The following is an 18,626-nucleotide window of genomic DNA, read 5'->3' as shown; positions in this document are numbered from 1 at the left end:
AAACCGAGCGGGCGTGAGATAAAATTTTAAATTTTAGAATTTTACGAAATTTTGCAGCTACAAAAATTTCAAAATTTGCATATCGTAAAATTCCACTCGCCTCGCGCGCGGCGGAATTTTAAAATTTTAAAACCCCGCGCCTTAGAATTCTAAGGTCTAAAGCATATTATAAATTCCGTCTAGCAGGAAGTATTTTTTATCCGCAGTGCCGCGGTAAAACGGCTCGAAAGTGTCCTCATAAGCCTTTTTAAAAAAGCCCTCTTTGCTTAGTTTGATTAGATCGGCATTGATGAAATCAAGCAAGCTTTGATTGCCTTTTTGCACGCCGACGCCTAAGAATTCCGCCGCGCCTAGGTTTTTAAACGGCACTTCGAGCGTATCGTCTACTACGGCGTAGGCTAGGACGATGATGTTGTCATTGGCGTAGCCGTCGGCTCTGCCGTCCTTCATCATCGCATAGCACTCGGAGGTATTTTTGCAGTAAACTAAATTGCTAAATTTCTCTTTTCGCAGATATCGCTCGGTCATCGAGCCGTTTGGGTTCTTTTCGATTGAAATTCTCATATCACGAACCTGTGCGAAGTCCTTCACTTGATCCTCTTTACGCGTTACAATGCCAAAATTTACCGATAAATACGGCAGTGAGAAATCCACCTGCTTCTTACGCTCTTGCGTAATCATAAAGGTGCCGATAACCATATCGACCTTGTTATTTTTCAAAAACGGGATTCTCTCGCCTGCGGTTACGGCTACGAACTGCACTTCGCCCTTTTTATCGCCGAAAATATCTTTGGCGATTGAGCTAGCAAGCTCGATTTCAAAGCCCTCAAACTTGCCGTTATTAGACTCGCTTAGCGGCGGACGACCTTCGCGCACGCCCACTCTGATAACACCTGCCTGCCTGATTTCATCTAGTGTATTTGCAAAAATGCTAGCGCAAAATAAGGCTAAAATAAAAAGTAATCTCATAAAAAGCCCCCTACTTTTTAGTTTTGAACTAATTATAGCACTATATATTTTAGAGAAAATAAATGCAAGCGGTTTAAAATTCAATCACCGCGCGTATGCAAGTTTGAAATTTAGGGGCGAAGTGGGGATTTAAAATTTAATGAATTTGAAAAATTTTAAATCCCAAGATTTATTAGTTATGCAAACTACCTTCGATAAATTTTATATTTTAATTCCTAGCTCTACGCTTTTATAGCAAATCATAAATTCCATCTAGCAGGAAGTATTTTTTATCCGCCGTGCCGCGGTAAAAAGGCTCAAAGGTGTCCTGATAAGCCTTTTTGAAAAAGCCCTCTTTGCTTAGCTTGACAAGCTCTGCGTTGATGAAATCAAGCAGCTCTTTGTTGCCCTTTTGCACGCCAATACCGATGAAATCGGGCTTGCCGAAGTTTTGAAACGGCACTTCGAGCGTATCGTCCACGACGGCGTAGGCTAGCACCGTGATATTTAGATTGACGTATCCGTCGGCTTTGCCGTCTCGGATCATCGCGTAGCATTCGCTTGTGTTTTTGCAGTAGCTTACGTTGCTAAATTTCTCTTTTTTGAGGTAATTGTCTACGGTCGTGCCCTCTTCGGTTATGAGCCTCATATCGCGCAAACGCGATATATCTTTGATGGCGTCCGCTTTGCGAGTTAGTACGCCGAGATTGGTCGAAAAATACGGCATCGAGAAGTCTACATGATTTTTGCGCGCCGAATCGATGACGAAGGTAGCTGCAACTATATCGACTTTATTATTGACTAGATACGAGACGCGATCGGCGGCGCTTAGAGAGACAAACTGCACTTCGCCTTGTTTGGCGCCAAAAATCGCCTTTGCGATCGCATTGGCAAGCTCGATCTCAAAGCCTTCAAATTTACCACCGCTAATCTCGCTAAAAGGCGGTCTGCCATCTCTGACGCCGACTCTGATGACGCCGCTATTTCTAATCTCTTGCAGCGTGTTTGCAAAAAGCCCTGCACAAAGCAAGATCAAAGTAAAAAGTAGTTTCATTTGCCGCTCCTTTGTTTAGGTTATTTACGGCTAATTCTAGCGAAATTAAAATCAAAAGGCGCTTTTTTGGGCTAAATTTATTTGCCGTTTGCTTTTTATGAAATTTCAAGATGCCGTTAAATTTAGCCTTAGATTTGATATAATCGGGCAAAATTTAAGCGAGGACGATATGAAAAATTTTATCTTTTTGTGGCTTTTGCTTGCGAGTTGCGCTTTCGGCGCCGCTAAGGATGACGCGAGAGTTTCTGCTTCACAGCAAGCAGAGTCAAATTTATCGCAGCCAAATTTTGAAATTTTTTACGATGAAAATGCTAGCGATGCGCAGATAGATGCGGGCTTGGACGCACTTTTAGCCTTCGCGGCGCAAAACAGGGGCAGGATCGACGAGGATTTCGGGGAGTTTAAAGATAGAATTTTCACCGCTTTCATTTTTAATCCAAAGGTGCTGCGAAATTCAAAATTTGACTTCGAGCGGATAGAAAAAATCCTTAAATTCAAACCAAATCTCAATTACGGCGGAGACGGCGGTTATTTCTCGCCGCTAAAGCTCGCGATCTTTTTCGGCTCAAAATTTAGCGGTGAGATAGCGAAGCTTTACCATTTTGATAAAGCCGATGCGATGCGGCTTTTAGAGCTTTTGGTACGAAACGGCGCGGACGTCAAGGCTAGCGGGCTGCTGCGAGATGCCGCGGCAAACGATAATTTCGAGGCATTTAAGTTTTTGATTGCAAACGGCGCGCGAGATACGAAAGATGTGGTCGGCTCGGTTGCGGGCAGCGAATTAATATTTCTAAGCGACAACAACGTTTCCATTCTCGGATATAAGGAGGCGCTGCCGCTTGCCGCGAGGGAGTTTGCCGCGGGCGCCAAATTTAAAGAATTCCGCGATGGGAGATTATGCTATTTGGACGAAATTTTAAAATTTCAAAGCTTTGCGAGCATCGATAAAAAGGAGATCGAAACGCTTATCAAAGTAGCTGTGGTGCTGGATGACGAGATGACGGCGGAGTTTTTGCTCGCTCACGGTCTTTGTAAGCAGAAAGAGCTTTGCGAGTTTCTAAAAGCGCAGGCGAAAACTTACGACGCCGCAAAAATTTCTAAAATTTTAAGCCGTCAAAAGGGCTAAATTTTAAAATTCATACGGCTATGGCATGGCAAAGCAGATAAAATCGCTATTATAATTGTGCTAGTCGCAGCCGCCCTACTTTGTCATTTAACGCGAGCGAAAAAGCAAAATTTGTTCCGCCAACCTACCCTACTTCACTTATCAAACAGCTCGCTATTAAGTTCATTCGAGATAAATTTTAATGTATTTGCCAGACAGCGTGGCGGCGAAGGTAAATTTTAAAATTTAATCAATATAAAGGATAAATTTAAGTGCCATTGTTATATAATTTATCTTATTTTTAAAAAGGAGTTTGAGATGACTTTTATAGAGTCTGTTCGCACTTGTCTCAAAGAGAATTATTGCAACTTTGAGGGGCGTGCACCACGTTCAGAGTACTGGTGGTTTGCATTATTTGCGGCACTTTTAGGAATTATAACGTTAGTATTGGATGGCTTTTTAGGCACCTATGCCGTTACGAGTTCCGGTAGAATGATCGGTTTCATTAACTCAATCTTTTTATTGGCAATACTTTTACCTTCTATTGCCGTAGCGGTAAGGCGTCTGCACGATACCGATAGAAGCAGCTGGTTTTATCTGTTAATTTTTGTCCCGATAATAGGCTCGATAGTATTGATCGTATTTTTTATCCAGCAAGGCACTAACGGAGGCAACCGCTTTGGAGACGATCCGTTGCGACCCGCAAGCAGAGGCTCGATTTTTTAAACGTAGCTTTGTAGCACACATAAGCTTTGCAAATAAGCTAAATTTAGGGCTAATCCCATTTTGGTTTTAGCCCTTTGTCTTATGAGGCGGTTTCGCTTAAAATAATCCTTTTCGTCTAAATTTAGATCCCCTGCGCAGATTCAGACTATAAAATTTTAATCCTATTGCCCTTTAATTTCACTATTTTTTTGTCGTTTACGAGCCTCGTAATCGCCGAGGAGACGTTTTGGCGAGGCGCTCCGAGCAGGCTTGCCAGCGTCATTATATTAAAGGGAAGCTCCACGATCTTATCGGCGTTTGCGATGCGATTTAGAAAATTTAAAATCCGCGTCTGGATTTTCGCAAAGACGATCTCTTTAATTAAAATCCGTTGTGAGTAGATATTTTTGATAAGCGCGTTTATGATCGAGCTTGCAAACTCGTCTCCGAGTAGCTCGAAAAGCTCCGAGATATTGATCTGCAGCGTCTCGCAGTCGCTTAAAATTTCAAGGCTCGTGTTTTTATCCAAGCAGACGTAGGCGCCGCTTTTTACGAAGCTAAAGATAAATTCCTTGCCGTTTTCGTAGCAGTTTAGCTTCGCCCTGCCACGCAGCAGAATGATAAATTTAAACTTCTGCGCGTAGATCACGTCGCCGCGAGCGTAGCTTTCGCGCCTAAATTTAGCAATCTGCTCCCTGCTTAAAAAGTCGAATTTCTCGCTGTAATCGTTATTTAGTCTATCTATCATAGCAGCTCTTTGCATAAAATTTCACGTAAATTTTACATAAAAAGGATAAATTCGTCGCAATCGCGACAAATTTAAATTTATCTTTGATTTATAATTCGCGTTAAAGACAACCTAGAAAGGATACTTTATGAGGAAAATTTTTATCTCATTTATCTGTGCGTGTTCGCTTTTTGGCGGCGAGGTGATCTCCAAAACCACGGCGATCTCGCAGGAGGGAAAAACTATCGGCGAGGTTCAAATTTTAACGCCGATCGAGGTGATATCCAGCGATGGCGGCGTTACCAAGATTAAAATTAAAGGCGTCGTGAGCGAAAACTATCAGCTTCAAATCCAAAAAAATATGAAAGAGGCTGAAATTTACGCGATTTTTACGAACGAAGCCGAAGCAAATTTTAAAAAGGGCAAAAAGCTCGAGGACGATTACGGCGAGATTTGGTATGAGGCGGAGGGGATTTACGAGATCAGTTCGGATGCCGTAGCTAAGGACGCTAAGGCGCTTTATGCGGAGGCAAAGACGAACTACGAGCAGATCTGCTCGGCGTGTCACCGCTTGCATGAGCCAAAGAGCTTCACGGCAAATCAATGGCCTGCGAATCTGCAAGAGATGATCAACGCAAACTACGTAGCGCTTGAGGGCGATGATTTAAATTTGATCGTAAAATATCTACAACACAACGCAAAAAAACCTGAATGATAAAGGAGATCAGATGAAAAGGCGAGACTTTTTAAAGGCAGGGATTTTAGGCGCAAGCGCGGCAAGCGCTAGCAGGATCGAGGGTGTTACGCAGACGATTTTTGATAACAAAAAGGTATTCGGCGCGAATAGATTCGGCACTTTTTGGCTAAATTTAAACTCATCGCAGATCGTTTCGGTAAGCGATTTCGAAGGCGATAAATTTCCAAATACGATGAATTATAGCTTGCCCGATAATATTCAAAACGAAAACCGCGTGCTCTATCCGATGGTACGCAAAAGCTATCTGAAGGCAAAAGGCGCGGCAAAGAGCGAACTACGCGGCAAAGAGGAGTTCGTGCGCGTTAGCTGGGACACGGCCCTTGATCTAGCGGCGAAGGCTTTGAAAGAAAATTTCGACAAATACGGCGCCGAGGCGATCTACGGCGAGTGCTACTGGTGGGGCGGCAGCGGTAAGATCGGCTGGGGACGCACCGTAGCGCACCGAATGCTTAAAATTTTAGGCGGCTACGTAGAGGAAAGCGGTGATTATTCGACCGGCGCGGGGCTCGTTATCATGCCTCACGTGCTGGGCTCAAGCGCCGTTTACGACGCGCCTACTACGTGGAAAGCGATCGTCAAAAACGCTAAAAACGTCGTATTTTGGGCGACTGATCCTGCAGTAACCAATCAAATTTCATCCATTCCGCCTACGCATGACGGCTACATCGGCATGCAAGAGCTTAAAAAATCAGGCATCAAAACCTACAGCGTAAACGTGATGAGAAACGACACCGCGCGCTACTTCGGCAGCGAAGATATCATCGTGCGCCCGAATACCGACACCGCGCTCATCATCGGCATGTGCCACTATCTGTTTACGAACAACCTTTACGACGAGGAATTTATCAAAAAATACACCGTCGGATTTAATAAATTTAAAGCGTATTTTCTAGGCGAGAGCGATAAAATCGTAAAGGACGCAGCTTGGGCGAGCAAAATTTGCGGGCTTAGCGAGGAGGCTATTGCGAAATTTGCTACGGCGCTTGCAAAGGAGCCGAGCACGATCCTGATCGGTCGCGGTTTGCAGCGCGCAGATCACGGCGAGCAGCCTTTCTGGGCGCTAGTGGCGCTTAATGCGATGCTAGGGCATATCGGCAAGGAGGGGCTCGGCTTTGAATTTAGCCTAGGCTACGGCTCTGCGGGCGCTACGAATAAAGTGGCTCCGATTTTAAAGGGGCTTAGCACTCGTATAGATGAAAAATACGAAAACACGGGCTCTGCGCCTTGGAAAAGTGCGAAAAACATTACCATCCCGTCTTCTCGCAGCATTGAGGCGCTGGAGCATCCGGGCAAGCAGATCGACTACGACGGCACTAAGATCAAGCTGCCGCATATGAGAGTCGCTTATATGGCGTGTGGATCGATGTTTACGCGCCATCAAGACGTGAATAATATTGTGAGGCAGTGGCGTAAATTTGATACCGTCATCACCGCCGAGCCTTACTGGACGAGCACGGCGAAGCTTAGCGACATCGTGCTTCCCGTCGCGATCGAGGTCGAGCGCAACGACATCAACCAAACGGGCGCTACGGGCGAATATATAGTCGCTTACAGACCTGCAATCGAGCCGATGGGCGAGAGTAAGAGCGACTTTTGGATCTGCGAGCAGATCTGCAAGCGCTGGGGATATGGCGAGGTCTTTAGCGAGGGCAAGGACGAGCTAGGCTGGATGAAAGAATTCTACGCCGATGCCGTAGAGCAAGCCAAAGGCCTAAATATAACGATGCCTAGCTTTGAGGAATTTTACGACAAAGGCTTCGTGCGCTTTGAAAAGGACGACGAGAGCAGCGCGCTATATACGCGCCTTGCGGCATTCCGCGAAAATCCCGCCAAAAACCGCCTCGGCACGCCGTCGGGTAAGATCGAGCTTTACTCACCCGTAATCGCTAAGATGGGCTATGCCGACTGCCCGCCGATGCCTACTTGGATCGAGCCAAAAGAGTGGCTAGGCGATGCGAAAAAGACGGCGAAGTATCCGATCCACGTCGTAAGTCCGCACTCTCGCTACCGCCTGCACAGCCAGCTAAACAACTCGATCATCAGGAATTTTGCCGAGGTTAGCGGCAGAGAGCCGGTGTTAATGAATCCAAAAGACGCCGAAGCTCGCGGGCTTGCGAACGGCGACATCGTGCGCGTTTTCAACGATCGCGGCGAAATTTTGGCAGGCGTGCTCGTTACCGACATCGTGCCTGAGCGCGTCGCAGCGATTTGCGAGGGCGCGTGGTACGATCCCGAGGTTTGGGGCGAAAAGAGCCTCTGCCAGCACGGCTGCGTAAACGTGCTTACGTTCGATAAAGGCACGTCAAGTCTTGCGCAAAGCAACTCGGCTCACACCGTGCTTGCTCAAATTGAGAAATTTAAGGGAGAGATTAAGCCGATACAGGCGTTTAGTAAACCTAAAATCTTACAATCTTTGTAGCGCGTTGTCTCGTGAGTGCTTTTTGCGGAGCTAGTAAAATTTCGGCTCGATGAACTATACGTTCTATCTACGCCGAAATTTTACGTCGCAACCACAAAAATCATCTCAAAACAAGCGTAGCGTTTTTGCAAAGCAAAATGTTTCTGTAAAATACTTCCGCTTGTCTTTTTGGCGGCGCATCGTCTCGCGAGCGTCTTTAAATGAGTTTGAAAATTTTGGACTGCGGCAGACTACTTGTCTAGCCTTAACTTAAAATTTCTGCACAACTCTCAAAATCATCTCGCGATACTTCCGCTTGTCTTTTCGCGCTTAAATTTGCAATTTGTTGAATTTGGGCGTAAATTTTGCGCGAACTAAAAACTCTGCTAGAATTCGCTCAAATTTAACCCAAAGGCCGCGCCGTGCAAATCTCAAGTTTGATCCGAAATTTTATCCGCAAACGTATCGTTTCAGAGTCTGTTTTGCTACCTTTTTTCTATCCTGATGAGGGCGAGTTTGAGAGCTTTCAGGAGGGATATAGGCTCGCTAGCCGCAAAACTGGCGAGGAGCTAGCAGACGACGCACCGGGCCAGTGGCGCAAGAGCTGGCGGGTCATCGCGCGTAACGGCATGGACGATCCGTTTTTCGTCGATTTTGCCCTCGGGGACGCCTCGCCCGTGTATTTTGCCTATCACGGCGCCGGCTCTTGGGAGCCGATTAAAGTCGCGGACGACATCGTTAAATTTGAAGAAATTTTAACCGCACTTGCCGCACTTGAGGCGCCTTGCTCGCTTGAAGCGATCGCGCCGTTTGCGGATTTAAACAACGAATTTTACCGCGAACTAGCAGACGACTACGCAATGAAAGATGAAGCGCGCGAGGAGCTGGGATATAAATATTTCAGCGTTTTTATCGAGGATCTGGGCACGGACAAGGTAAAAACGCTCGTGTTTTTAAAGAAAATTTTTGATGACGAGAGCTTTGCGGCGACTAAAGAGAGGGCGCAAAATTTGCCGCTTTGCGTATTTAGCGGCATAGAGGAGCTGGCACTACCGCTGCAAGACAAACTCGCCTCGCTCGGAGTTAAATTTTACGCACAGGAGATCTCTTTTAGCGAGTTTATCGCGCGGAGTGGCTAAGCGGGCAAATTTAAAATTTCAACTCCCGCTATGGCTAAATTTAAAATTTAGCAGCAGGCGATCCTATAAATTTTGTTCTCATCTGCTTACTATCGCAGTGCGTTAATAGCTTTGCGTGCACCGAAGCGCAAATCAAAGCGTAAAATCAAAATTTAAAATTGAAGTAGAATTTTAAGCGCCCTACTTCGTTTTTTACTTGCAGTAGGGCGAATTTGCTTAAAGTAGTGAACTAAAGCAAGGCGAAAATTATCCAAACCTTGGATCTATTATCTTGCTCAGTTAGAGCAGCTGTTGCGAGCGACGAGCTCTGCAAAATCCAGCGCTGCGTCGTAGTCGGGCTCAGAGGCTATGTCGCTTACGAGCTCTTTATAAACCACAACGCCTGCGGTATCTATGACGAAGATTGCTCTGGCGCTGAGACCTGCTAATGCGCCGCTGGCGATGAGAGTGCCGTAGCGGCGGCAAAATTCCTTATCGCGGAAATCGCTTGCAACGCGTAGATTTTTGATCCCCTCAGTCGTACAAAACCTCCCCATCGCAAACGGTAAATCCATCGAAACGACGATTACTTCAGTGTTAGGAAGCGATGCGGCGCGCTCGTTGAACTTACGTGCCTCCGTCGCGCAGACGGGCGTATCTAGCGATGGCACAGCGACGATGATTTGCACGTGCTTGCCGCTAGCGATCTCAATTTCGCTTAGATCTTGAGCTACTAAGCGCACTTGCGGCGCGCGATCGCCTAGATTTATCTCTTGCCCGCTTAGCTCTACAGGCTTTCCTTGAAATGTTACTTTTGACATTTTTGTCCTTTGTTTTGAATTTGTAGCGGCGAATATACAAAAATTCCTTAAATTTCAGGTAAAATTGCTTTAAAAATCAAGGAGAGCAGATGGGCGAAGATATTTGGGGCGGCAGCAGTAATCCTGCATCGCTAACCAGTATAAGACGTAAAAGTGGCGAAGAGAAAAAGCCCCTGGACGAGAAACCACAGGAGCAATCTGAGAATTTAGATTTAGCGCAAGAAGCTCTTGCGGCGGATGATACTAGCGAGCAAAATTTCGCGGCCCAGAATTCTATAGAGCAAAATTTAGCTTTTGCAGCTCAAGGCTCGGATGAAGAAAATTCTATTTTACGAGATTCTGCCGCGACAGGCTCTAGCGAGCAAGATTCTAACGCTAAAAGTTTGAATTCTACCGAAGATGCTACGAACTCGCAGAATTTTGTAGAGCAGAATTCCACTTGGCAAAATTCAGCTTCCTCAAATTCCGATAGAATTAGCTCTACACAAAGCTCAGCAAGGCAGATCTCAGCGGCTAAGGCTTATGATTTAAATAAAGCCTACGTATTTTATATGTTTCTCGGACCTTTCGGCGCGCATAGATTTTATCTTGGGCGTATAATCTCTGCGATTTTTCAGCTTTTAGGCGGGCTGCCATTTCTCATCTGGCTTTTTTTAGTAGTGGTTGCTGTCATGTGGACGAGTATAGAAGGTAACGAGCTGTTGGCGCTTGTAAACTCATCTCGTCCGGATTTAGGCGTGCAAGCATCAGACCTAAAGGATATAGAACAGGGCTTTTTTCATTTTATGGTTATTTTCTCGGTGCCTAATGTTTTATTTTTAATCTGGCTTATTAGCGACTTTTTTAGGTTGCCTGATATGGTGCGAAAGCTAAATGTATCCGTAGGCGCGGGAGCAATCCTGTATGTTTATACGGATGACGCTAAAGAGCAGAGCGAAAATCTATCTACTGCCAAAACTACCCTTTACATAGCGTTTGGGCTTGAGGCGTTAAATGCGGTAGGCAGATATATCAAGAATGTAGATAAAGTGGGTGCGTTGGAAGGCGTCGGACTTATATCGATGATATGCCTAGCTGTGGGGCTATATTTTTTAGCGCGGGCAATACGCAGCACCGATCTGCTATCAAACGCCGTGTTAGTCGGGGTTTCCTCGGCTATAAGCGCAGTAAGCACTATATTTGTAGGATTTGAATTGTTTAAACCATCGGTTTTTATGATAAGCATTTATTGCGTATGCACAGCGGTATATCTGATCTATCAGCTGCTAGTTAGTAAAGAGCTTTACGATTGCAGCGGAGAGAAAAACTATCTAAGAGCGTTTTATGTTATTGCAGCTACGGAGATAGTAACTCTAGTCTTGATAGCGCTTGACTCGCAGCTTTTCGCTTTAGTATTTGCCATAGGGTGGTTAGCTTCGGTAGTTTTAAATGTTTCGGCGGTTTATGGTACTAGGGAGGTTACCGCTTCAAAAGGCGGCTACGGCCTAGTGCATCTGGCGTATCACATAAGGCAGATGAACGGGCGGGAGTTTTAGGTATTTAAGGGCGATTAGTATAATCCTATATTATTTTAAAAAAGGAGTTTAAAATGACTTTTATGGAGTCCGTGCAAACTTGCGTCAAGCAAAAATACGCCGCATTTAGCGGGCGAGCATCAAGGTCGGAGTACTGGTGGTTTTTTCTATTTACCGTGCTTGGCGGGATTGTTTTGAGTTTGATAGATGGCGTTTTAGGCACTACGATAGGATATAATCAAATAATAGCCGGCAAAATCGTCCATCAAGAAATCGGCATTATAGATGCGCTTTTTCAGCTAGCTATGCTCGTGCCAGCCATTGCCGTATCGGTCAGGCGACTACATGACACCGATAGAAGCGGCTGGTTTTTTCTGCTTATTTTAACGCCGATCGTGGGTGCTTTTTTCGGCGATATCGGGCTTTTGGTATCATTTGTGGGTTGGATAGTGCTGCTTGTGTTTTTCGTGCAGCGCGGCGATAGCGGGTCCAATCGCTTCGGATACGATCCGCTATGATAAAGCTCTAAAGATTTGCGGAATTTTAGAATTATAAAATTCTGTGCAGATAAAATTCTTTGTATTATCACTTAAAATTCTATGCATAAGCACTTTGTAGCGCTAAATTTTTCTTAGAATAAGCTTTTCAAATCCTCTTTAATTGATTGCCATTATCTGTAACTTAGAATTTTTATATTATAATGGCGCTTAAAATTTTATTTTAGAAAGGATGAAAATGAAAGAGAGAATCGAGGCGCTGTTCGCGCAAAACCCTAAAATTTCGATCGCGCAGATCTGCAAAGAGCTCGGCGCCAAGGAGATCGACGTGCTGCTAAACCTGCCCGAGCGCTTCGGAAAGAGTGCGGGCGGCGATAAATTCGGCGAGGTCATTAGGGAGCTTGAGAGCTGGGGCGAGGTTCTTTTCGTAAAAAATACGCCGAGCTTCATCATCGAGTTTAAAACCAAGATCCCAAGCGGCAAGAGCGCGCGCGGATATTATAATTTCGGCATGGGCGCAAACGGCGATGAGGCGCACGGGCTGGGCATTTTGGCGGGTCATCTAAAGACGGATGAGATCGATAAGATCATCCTCGTGACGCAGACTTTCATGGGGATGCTCTCGAAATTCGTGGGCTTTTACGACAAGGCGGGCGAGAATATCTTTAAAATTTACGTCTCGCGCGATGAGAAAGGACAGCTTCTAGCCGAGCAAGACGCGAAATTTGAAGCGCTAAAAGCCGCGATTTAGCGCTAGCGCAAGGCTTGTTTTGCGCGGCTTGCGTAAAATTTGCCCTTGCGCGGGCATTTAGGCTTGATCTCGCCCTTTACGCGCGAGATCAAATCCGTAAAATTCTACTGCGAAATAACACTGCGCGCACCCCTATGCGCTCACGCAAGACTCGCCTTGCTCTGCTCGCTCATCGCTTGCTTAACGGCGCGTTGAAATTCTACGGGGCGCCAACCAAGGCGCTTTAAGCTCGCCAATAAGCTTTCGGGCAAAATTTTAAATTATCGTTGATGATAAAATTCCAAACTCGCCTCATCGCTATTTGCGTCTTAAAGGCGTTTGGAATTTCACTAGCCCGGGCTAGCGTCTGCCTTATCTGAAGCGGAATTTTGCCGCTTCAGATAGATATTCTTTTCAAATTTTATTTCAACAATCTACTACTAAATTTTCAAAAACTAGGTCTATATTATCTTTGTACTGCTTATCGTCAAATTCTAAATTATTATTCGTAATTTTCCGTCCGGTAATATCTCCAAGCTCCATAAGATACTGCTTGAACTTTTCTAAAAATTTATCTACGTTCGCCCTTTTATCGGAGCCCCACTCATCTGAGCTAAAATGAATATACGCGATAATTTTTTTGCTTTTAAGATAATATTTCGGCTGGTAAATTCCCGATTTCGGAAAATATCTCGATACTTCCCCGCTCAAACAAAGGCAAATATCGATCTTTTGCAGCGAGCGCATTTCAAAATCGCTAAAAATCCTTTTAATCTCTTTTCTTGCCGCTCTTATAATATCCGGTATATAGATCGGCACATCATCCGCCCCGCCGATAACGGCATTTATGTTAAATTTCACACGGCACCTCGTCCTTAAATTATAAAGTGATGTTATTCAAAATTTTGGCTCATTATATCATCTTCATAATATTTATTGAGCGTCGGAGTTGCCTGGGGTTTTAAAATCGGTATATTTTTCCTCAAAGCAGGCTCTGACAAAGATAAAATTTTATAAAATCTATCATTTTAATTTCATATCTCAAAAACGTTTTGCCGCCGCGCAAGGAGCGACAAATTTTAAAATTGAAATTTTATACGTTAAGCTTAAAGCTTATAAAACTCCGATATTTAGGGCAATGCAGACTCGAATTTTTATCTTTTATTGCTATAATTCCCTTATAAATTTAAATCTTAAGATTAAAAAGTATTCTTAAGAATTTTATAAGACGGAGGAGATCTTGAATAGATTGATTTTGAAGATTTACGCGTGGCAAAATACCGCTACGCCGTGGTTTTGGCTCTTTGTGATAAGCGCAGGCTATCTTGCGGTATCGTATTTTTTCTTTCAGCGCTACCTTTTTATGTCGCCTACGCAGATGGGCGCCCTCGTGCGTTTGGGCTTTGCCGTGGCGGGCGTGGGCGCGCTCATCGGCTTGCTGCTGCCGTTTGGCTTCATAACAAGGCTCATTGCTTACGCGCTCGGATTTGCGGGCGCGATATACGGCTATTTACAAAGCTCCGCGCCGAGCCCTGTCGCAGATACCGCAAATTGCCTCGCGGCACCCGCTTTCCCTTTCGCAGCGCCGCTTGATAGCCTGCTACCGGAGCTATTTCGCCCCGCAAGCTGCACGGGCACCCCGTCCTTCCCCGCAGGCACCGCACTTAGCGAAGTGCAGAGTTTTTTCGGCGGATTTTACGGCGAGGGATTTTATCTGGTGCCGAGCATTAAATTTGCAGACGCGGCGCAGTGCGCGCAGATAGCGTTTGCGGCATTCGCGGCTGTTTTGACCGTGATATTTGCGAGTTTTTTATACGGCAGATTTACGAGAAGTTTTTAAAATTTTAAGAAAGGATAAGCATGAAGTTTTTAAATTCTATTGCGGCTGCGGCGGCTCTTGCGGCTGTGATCGCAAGCTGTGCAAACGCCGAGGTTAAGGCGGGCGAGACGCTTTACGGCACGGTGCTAAAGCAGGTAAGCGTAAGCGGCGATTTATCGCACAAGGACGGCAGGCTGCTGCCTACGAATGCCATAGAGGTCTTGGAGGTCAAGGACGGAGCGGTGAAATTTTCGCTCATCGGCTATCAAAATCCAAAGGCGCCCAATGTTATTTATTTCACGCCTAAAGCGCGCATAATCGCAGTGGCGTTTTCGAAGCAGGCTAAATTTCAAAGCGAGAGCTTAGGCGAAGAGGACGGCTTTAATAAGGTTAAAATAACCGCCTACACCGACGAGAGCGCGCTAAGCGGCGACGTGGATAAAATTTTCGCTGGCGCTAAGGAGAAATTTGAAGCCTCGTGTAGCGTCTGTCACGCTCTGCACCAACCCGTCAGCTACGAAGCCAACAGATGGCCGGGCTACATCAAATCGATGCTTTCGCGCACGCCTATTAGCAAGGATGAGAGCTGGACGGTGGTGCAGTATCTGCAAAAGCACTCCAAGGACGTAAATTTAAAGGATATGAAATGAAAAGACGAAATTTTTTAAAGCTCGGCGCGGCGGTTTCGGCGCTTCCGCTCATCCCAAGCTCGATGCTCGCGGCGGATAAACTTACAGCGCTTAAGAAAAACGGCGAAATTTTAACTGCGGCGCGATGGGGAATTTTAAAAGCGAGCGTTAAAAACGGCAAGATCGTAAAATCAGCGCCGTGGAAGATCACCTCTAAAATTCCAAATACTCTTCAAAATACGATGGCGGATCTCGTTTATAATACGCGTATCAAGGCGCCGATGGTGCGAAAATCATACCTCGCCGATCCCGATAATCCAAAGCCTGAGCTTCGCGGGCTTGACGAATGGGTCGAGGTAAAATATGAGGACGCGATCAAACTCGTCGCACGCGAGCTTAAAAAGACGCGCGAGCAAAAGGGTGCGAGCTCGGTGTTTGCGGGCAGCTACGGCTGGCAGAGCACGGGCAACGTGCATGTCTCAAGGACGCTGCTTCATAGATTTATGAATTTAACCGGCGGCTTTACGGGCGTCACGGGCGATTACTCCACGGGCGCGGCGCAGGTCATAATGCCGCACGTAACGGGCTCAAATCAGGTCTATGAGCAGCAAACCTCGTGGCCCGTGGTACTTGAAAATTCCAAAGTCGTGGTCTTTTGGGGGCTCAATCCGATCTCCACGCTTCGCGTGGCGTGGACAAGCTCGGACGAGCAGGGATTTAAGTATTTTGAGCAGCTAAAAAATAGCGATAAAGAGATCATTATCATCGATCCGATCAAGACCGTAAGCGGCAAGTATTTCGAGGGCAAGGCGCGATGGATCACCCCTCGCCCGAACACCGACGTAGCGATGATGCTAGGCATGGCGCAGCACCTCTACTCGCAGGGCAAGTACGATAAGGAATTTTTACAAAACTACACCGTGGGCTTTGAAAAATTCGTCCCGTACCTTACGGGGCAGAGCGACGGCGTAGCCAAGACGCCGGAGTGGGCTAGCGAAATTTGCGGCATTAGCGCAGACGTGATCAAAGAGCTTGCGATAAAATTTTACGAAAACCGCACGATGATAATGGCCGGCTGGGGTATCCAGCGCGCTCATCACGGCGAGCAGGCGCACTGGATGATCGTGACTTTGTGCGCGATGCTGGGGCAGATCGGACTTGCAGGAGGGGGCTTTGGCTTTAGCTACCACTACGCTAACGGCGGCGCGCCTACCTGCGCGGGCGGCGTGATCGGCGGAATGAACGCCGCAAGCGTCGGCGTCGTTAAGGACGGCAAATTCCTAGGGCTTGCGCAGGATCAGAAGCAAGGCGGCGAAGCCACTCAAGCGTGGCTGGTAAATACGGCGAAGGTTGCCTTTCCTTTAGCTCGTATCGCGGACGTGCTGCTAAATCCGGGAAAGACGATCGACGCGAATGGCGCAAAGATCACCTATCCGAAGATCGATTTTATCTACTGGGTCGGCGGAAATCCGATCGTGCACCATCAAGACACCAACACCAACATAAAGGCTTGGCGCAAGCCGCGCACCATCGTAGTGAATGAAATTTACTGGACGCCGACTGCGAAGATGGCGGACATCGTGTTCCCGACCACGACGGAGTATGAGCGCAACGACATCACGATGAGCGGAGACTACTCCAATATGCATATAATCCCGATGAAGCAGGTCGTCGCCAAGCAGTACGGCGCGAAGGACGATTATCAAATTTTTACCGACCTTTGCAAGGCTTACGCAGACGGGCTTGCCGAGGTTTATACAGACGGCGGCAAAACAGAGATGGACTGGATCAAGGAATTTTACGAAGGGGCGGCTGGCGCTGTGAACGCAAACACCGCTTTAGGCATTCAGATGCCTAGCTTCGAGCAGTGGTGGGAGAAAAACGAGCCGACGGAATTTTACGAGACGCCAGAGAGTGCTGTGTACGTGACGTTTGAAGATTTTAGAAATGATCCTGTTTTGGAGGCTTTGGGAACGCCTAGCGGGCTGATCGAAATTTACTCCGATACGATCGCCGCTATGAATTACAAAGACTGCGGCGCGCATCCGATGTGGTTCGAGCCCGTCGAATGGCTCGGGATGAAGGATAAGCCCGCGAAATTTCATCTGCTTAGCATTCATCCGTATGACCGCTTGCATTCACAGCAGAGCAACACCTCAAATCGCAAGAGATACGCCGTCGCGGATCGCGAGCCGGTGCTGATCAATACCGAGGACGCTAAGGAGCTCGGCATTAAGCAGGGCGATCTGGTGCGCGTGTTTAACGCTCGCGGCGAAATTTTGGCGGGAGCCAACGTAAGCAGCGACATAATGCGCGGCGTGGTGCAGATCTTTGAAGGCGCGTGGTACGATCCTAACGCCGATGGGCTTTGCAAAAACGGAAATCCGAACGTGCTTACGATTGACCTGCCTACGAGCGAGCTTGCCAACGGCAACATCTCCCACACGGCGTTAGTAAATATCGAGCTTTATAAACACAAGGCGGGCGAGGATATCAAGCTAACCGCGTTTATGCCGCCTAAAGGGGCGAAGTAAGGATTAGGAGCGGTCTGGGGTTTTGGGGCGAGGCTCTATCCCTGGATCGTCGAGGATTTGCTGCGGCGACGGGCTGAGTGAATTTTACCTGCCATAGGTTTGTGAATGTGGCAAGCTAGAGGAGCGGCGAGCGAGTATTTGCCTCGCCGTCCTACCCTCTATTTGCTCGTGAAATTCTCGCTAAATTTAAGAACTTACCGTTTGGACTAAAATTTCAATCCAAACTAAAAAACCGCCTAAGCTTCCATTTAAAATTTTTCTTCGGAATTTGCGTATCGCTAAAATCGTCGCTGTAAATTTCGTTTTTATCGGTGAAATAGTCGTTGTTTTGAGCCTGCGGTATAAAGTCGGTCCGATCTTCTATTTTTACGTTTAGCGCCTTGAAATATTGCAGCAGCTCATGATACTCTTTTGCAGACACCGCATTTACTAAAAAGAAATTTCTGTTGTTAAATTTGACGACGAAATTTCTTTTTAGCAGCCAAGGTAAAATTTTGAAATTTACTACTTTAAATCTGCACTGAATTTCAAAATTTTAAGCCATAAAATAAGATAAAATTTTAAAATTCTACGCCTTTTTTGGGTGTGAAAGTTTTTATTTTGGGACAAATACTACCGCTTTGATATTGATGCTTTTGTGCGTATTTTACTTATCTCCATAGTGAGTTTTACACTGAGCTATTTCTATGGCGCCATTAGATATTCTAAATACGAGCCGATTTTTTCCATCTATTCTAACACTATAAAGCCCCGATAAATTGCCCTTTAGCGCTTCGGGTTTGCCTATACAATCGTAGCCGTTACGCTCTATATCTAGGATTAACTTATTTATGCGCTTTAGGATATTTTTATCATTTTCCTGCCAATACAGATAATCTTTCCAAGCTTCTTGCGACCAGATTTTTTTCATTGATCCGCTTCTAACAAATCGTGCTCAATCCCGCTATTTTCCTTTAATTCGTCAAAAGAGCGCTTAAGATGAGATAAATTTTCGTGGCTGTAAAAGGGATCTGCCGTCAGCTCGAAAGGAATTTTGCGTTCTTGCAATACTTTTTTAGCAAATATTGTAAAAGCAGTAGTTAAATTTAGCCCCATTTCAGAGCATACTTCCTCCAACCCTTTTTTAAGCTCGGCATCCATTCTAAAATTTACGTTTATAGATCGCGTCATATTGTCTCCTTTTTGATTGCATTATACATTATTTATATGGATAATGCAATGATTTATAAATGTGCTTTGCTAAAATTCCATTACTAGAGAACACTATTAA

General features: G+C 45.9%; 19 protein-coding genes. 11 read left to right on the top strand and 8 right to left on the bottom strand.

Features of this window, described 5'->3' with window-relative positions:
- Positions 1–156: 156 nt before the first annotated feature.
- Positions 157–969 carry a transporter substrate-binding domain-containing protein gene (locus tag Q0605_RS02130; RefSeq protein ID WP_297987633.1) on the bottom strand — a complete coding sequence of 271 codons (813 nt, stop codon included), beginning with the start codon at positions 967–969 and terminating at the stop codon, positions 157–159.
- A gap of 229 nt (positions 970–1,198) precedes the next feature.
- A complete protein-coding gene (locus tag Q0605_RS02125) occupies positions 1,199–2,002 on the bottom strand; it encodes a transporter substrate-binding domain-containing protein (RefSeq protein ID WP_291938864.1) in 804 nt (267 codons plus the stop codon).
- A gap of 97 nt (positions 2,003–2,099) precedes the next feature.
- Between Q0605_RS02125 and Q0605_RS02120 the strand changes: the two genes are divergently transcribed.
- Together Q0605_RS02120 and Q0605_RS02115 are read left to right on the top strand one after the other, a co-directional pair.
- The gene (locus Q0605_RS02120; protein ID WP_298703780.1) at positions 2,100–3,128 is read left to right on the top strand and encodes a hypothetical protein; all 1,029 of its coding nucleotides are present in this window, start codon (positions 2,100–2,102) and stop codon (positions 3,126–3,128) included.
- Positions 3,129–3,425: 297 nt separating this feature from the next.
- Positions 3,426–3,833, top strand: coding sequence for a DUF805 domain-containing protein (locus tag Q0605_RS02115; RefSeq protein WP_298703778.1), 408 nt, complete (start codon positions 3,426–3,428; stop codon positions 3,831–3,833).
- A gap of 145 nt (positions 3,834–3,978) precedes the next feature.
- On the opposite strand, the gene Q0605_RS02110 is transcribed toward Q0605_RS02115, so the two are convergent.
- Positions 3,979–4,560 (bottom strand): Crp/Fnr family transcriptional regulator, encoded by a 582-nt coding sequence (locus tag Q0605_RS02110; protein ID WP_298703776.1) that lies wholly within the window; start codon positions 4,558–4,560, stop codon positions 3,979–3,981.
- 127 nt (positions 4,561–4,687) lie between these two features.
- On the opposite strand from Q0605_RS02110, the gene Q0605_RS02105 reads away from it, so the two are divergent.
- From Q0605_RS02105 to Q0605_RS02095, 3 genes are all read left to right on the top strand, one after another.
- Positions 4,688–5,254 (top strand): hypothetical protein, encoded by a 567-nt coding sequence (locus Q0605_RS02105; RefSeq protein WP_298703774.1) that lies wholly within the window; start codon positions 4,688–4,690, stop codon positions 5,252–5,254.
- A gap of 13 nt (positions 5,255–5,267) precedes the next feature.
- Positions 5,268–7,715 carry a molybdopterin-dependent oxidoreductase gene (locus tag Q0605_RS02100; protein ID WP_298703772.1) on the top strand — a complete coding sequence of 816 codons (2,448 nt, stop codon included), beginning with the start codon at positions 5,268–5,270 and terminating at the stop codon, positions 7,713–7,715.
- A gap of 401 nt (positions 7,716–8,116) precedes the next feature.
- A complete protein-coding gene (locus Q0605_RS02095) occupies positions 8,117–8,833 on the top strand; it encodes a hypothetical protein (protein ID WP_297881847.1) in 717 nt (238 codons plus the stop codon).
- A gap of 275 nt (positions 8,834–9,108) precedes the next feature.
- Here Q0605_RS02095 and tpx read toward each other — a convergent pair whose 3' ends face one another.
- Entirely contained in the window at positions 9,109–9,633 is a 525-nt protein-coding gene (gene tpx, locus Q0605_RS02090) for a thiol peroxidase (protein ID WP_297881845.1), read from the bottom strand.
- Between the two features lie 89 nt (positions 9,634–9,722).
- On the opposite strand from tpx, the gene Q0605_RS02085 reads away from it, so the two are divergent.
- The 3 genes from Q0605_RS02085 (at position 9,723) to hutX (ending at position 12,395) form a co-directional block, all read left to right on the top strand.
- The gene (locus Q0605_RS02085; protein WP_298703770.1) at positions 9,723–11,168 is read left to right on the top strand and encodes a TM2 domain-containing protein; all 1,446 of its coding nucleotides are present in this window, start codon (positions 9,723–9,725) and stop codon (positions 11,166–11,168) included.
- Between the two features lie 53 nt (positions 11,169–11,221).
- Positions 11,222–11,665 (top strand): DUF805 domain-containing protein, encoded by a 444-nt coding sequence (locus tag Q0605_RS02080; RefSeq protein ID WP_005872982.1) that lies wholly within the window; start codon positions 11,222–11,224, stop codon positions 11,663–11,665.
- Between the two features lie 217 nt (positions 11,666–11,882).
- Positions 11,883–12,395, top strand: coding sequence for a heme utilization cystosolic carrier protein HutX (gene hutX, locus Q0605_RS02075; protein ID WP_298703768.1), 513 nt, complete (start codon positions 11,883–11,885; stop codon positions 12,393–12,395).
- Between the two features lie 405 nt (positions 12,396–12,800).
- On the opposite strand, the gene Q0605_RS02070 is transcribed toward hutX, so the two are convergent.
- The gene (locus Q0605_RS02070; protein WP_298703766.1) at positions 12,801–13,235 is read right to left on the bottom strand and encodes an Imm12 family immunity protein; all 435 of its coding nucleotides are present in this window, start codon (positions 13,233–13,235) and stop codon (positions 12,801–12,803) included.
- Positions 13,236–13,614: 379 nt separating this feature from the next.
- Here Q0605_RS02070 and Q0605_RS02065 point away from each other — a divergent pair, with 379 nt between their 5' ends.
- From Q0605_RS02065 to Q0605_RS02055, 3 genes are read left to right on the top strand one after another with little or no spacing between them, the layout of a single operon-like run.
- Positions 13,615–14,214, top strand: a complete 600-nt coding sequence (locus Q0605_RS02065) for a disulfide bond formation protein B (protein ID WP_298703764.1) — start codon at positions 13,615–13,617, stop codon at positions 14,212–14,214.
- Between the two features lie 20 nt (positions 14,215–14,234).
- Positions 14,235–14,843: a cytochrome C gene (locus Q0605_RS02060; RefSeq protein WP_298703763.1), complete on the top strand. Its 609-nt coding sequence runs from the start codon at positions 14,235–14,237 to the stop codon at positions 14,841–14,843.
- The gene (locus tag Q0605_RS02055) at positions 14,840–17,356 is read left to right on the top strand and encodes a molybdopterin guanine dinucleotide-containing S/N-oxide reductase (RefSeq protein WP_298703761.1); all 2,517 of its coding nucleotides are present in this window, start codon (positions 14,840–14,842) and stop codon (positions 17,354–17,356) included. Before Q0605_RS02060 ends, Q0605_RS02055 begins: the two co-directional genes overlap by 4 nt.
- A 214-nt stretch (positions 17,357–17,570) precedes the next feature.
- On the opposite strand, the gene Q0605_RS02050 is transcribed toward Q0605_RS02055, so the two are convergent.
- The 3 genes from Q0605_RS02050 to Q0605_RS02040 all read right to left on the bottom strand — a co-directional run bounded on the left by Q0605_RS02050 (position 17,571) and on the right by Q0605_RS02040 (position 18,526).
- Positions 17,571–17,777: a hypothetical protein gene (locus Q0605_RS02050; RefSeq protein ID WP_298703760.1), complete on the bottom strand. Its 207-nt coding sequence runs from the start codon at positions 17,775–17,777 to the stop codon at positions 17,571–17,573.
- Positions 17,778–18,002: 225 nt separating this feature from the next.
- Positions 18,003–18,266 carry a Txe/YoeB family addiction module toxin gene (locus Q0605_RS02045; RefSeq protein WP_291938836.1) on the bottom strand — a complete coding sequence of 88 codons (264 nt, stop codon included), beginning with the start codon at positions 18,264–18,266 and terminating at the stop codon, positions 18,003–18,005.
- The gene (locus Q0605_RS02040; RefSeq protein ID WP_295152683.1) at positions 18,263–18,526 is read right to left on the bottom strand and encodes a type II toxin-antitoxin system RelB/DinJ family antitoxin; all 264 of its coding nucleotides are present in this window, start codon (positions 18,524–18,526) and stop codon (positions 18,263–18,265) included. Before Q0605_RS02040 ends, Q0605_RS02045 begins: the two co-directional genes overlap by 4 nt.
- Positions 18,527–18,626 lie beyond the last annotated feature (100 nt).

It is taken from the genome of uncultured Campylobacter sp., assembly GCF_938017705.1.
GTDB lineage: Bacteria > Campylobacterota > Campylobacteria > Campylobacterales > Campylobacteraceae > Campylobacter_B.
This window is presented reverse-complemented; position numbering and strand designations above follow the sequence as displayed.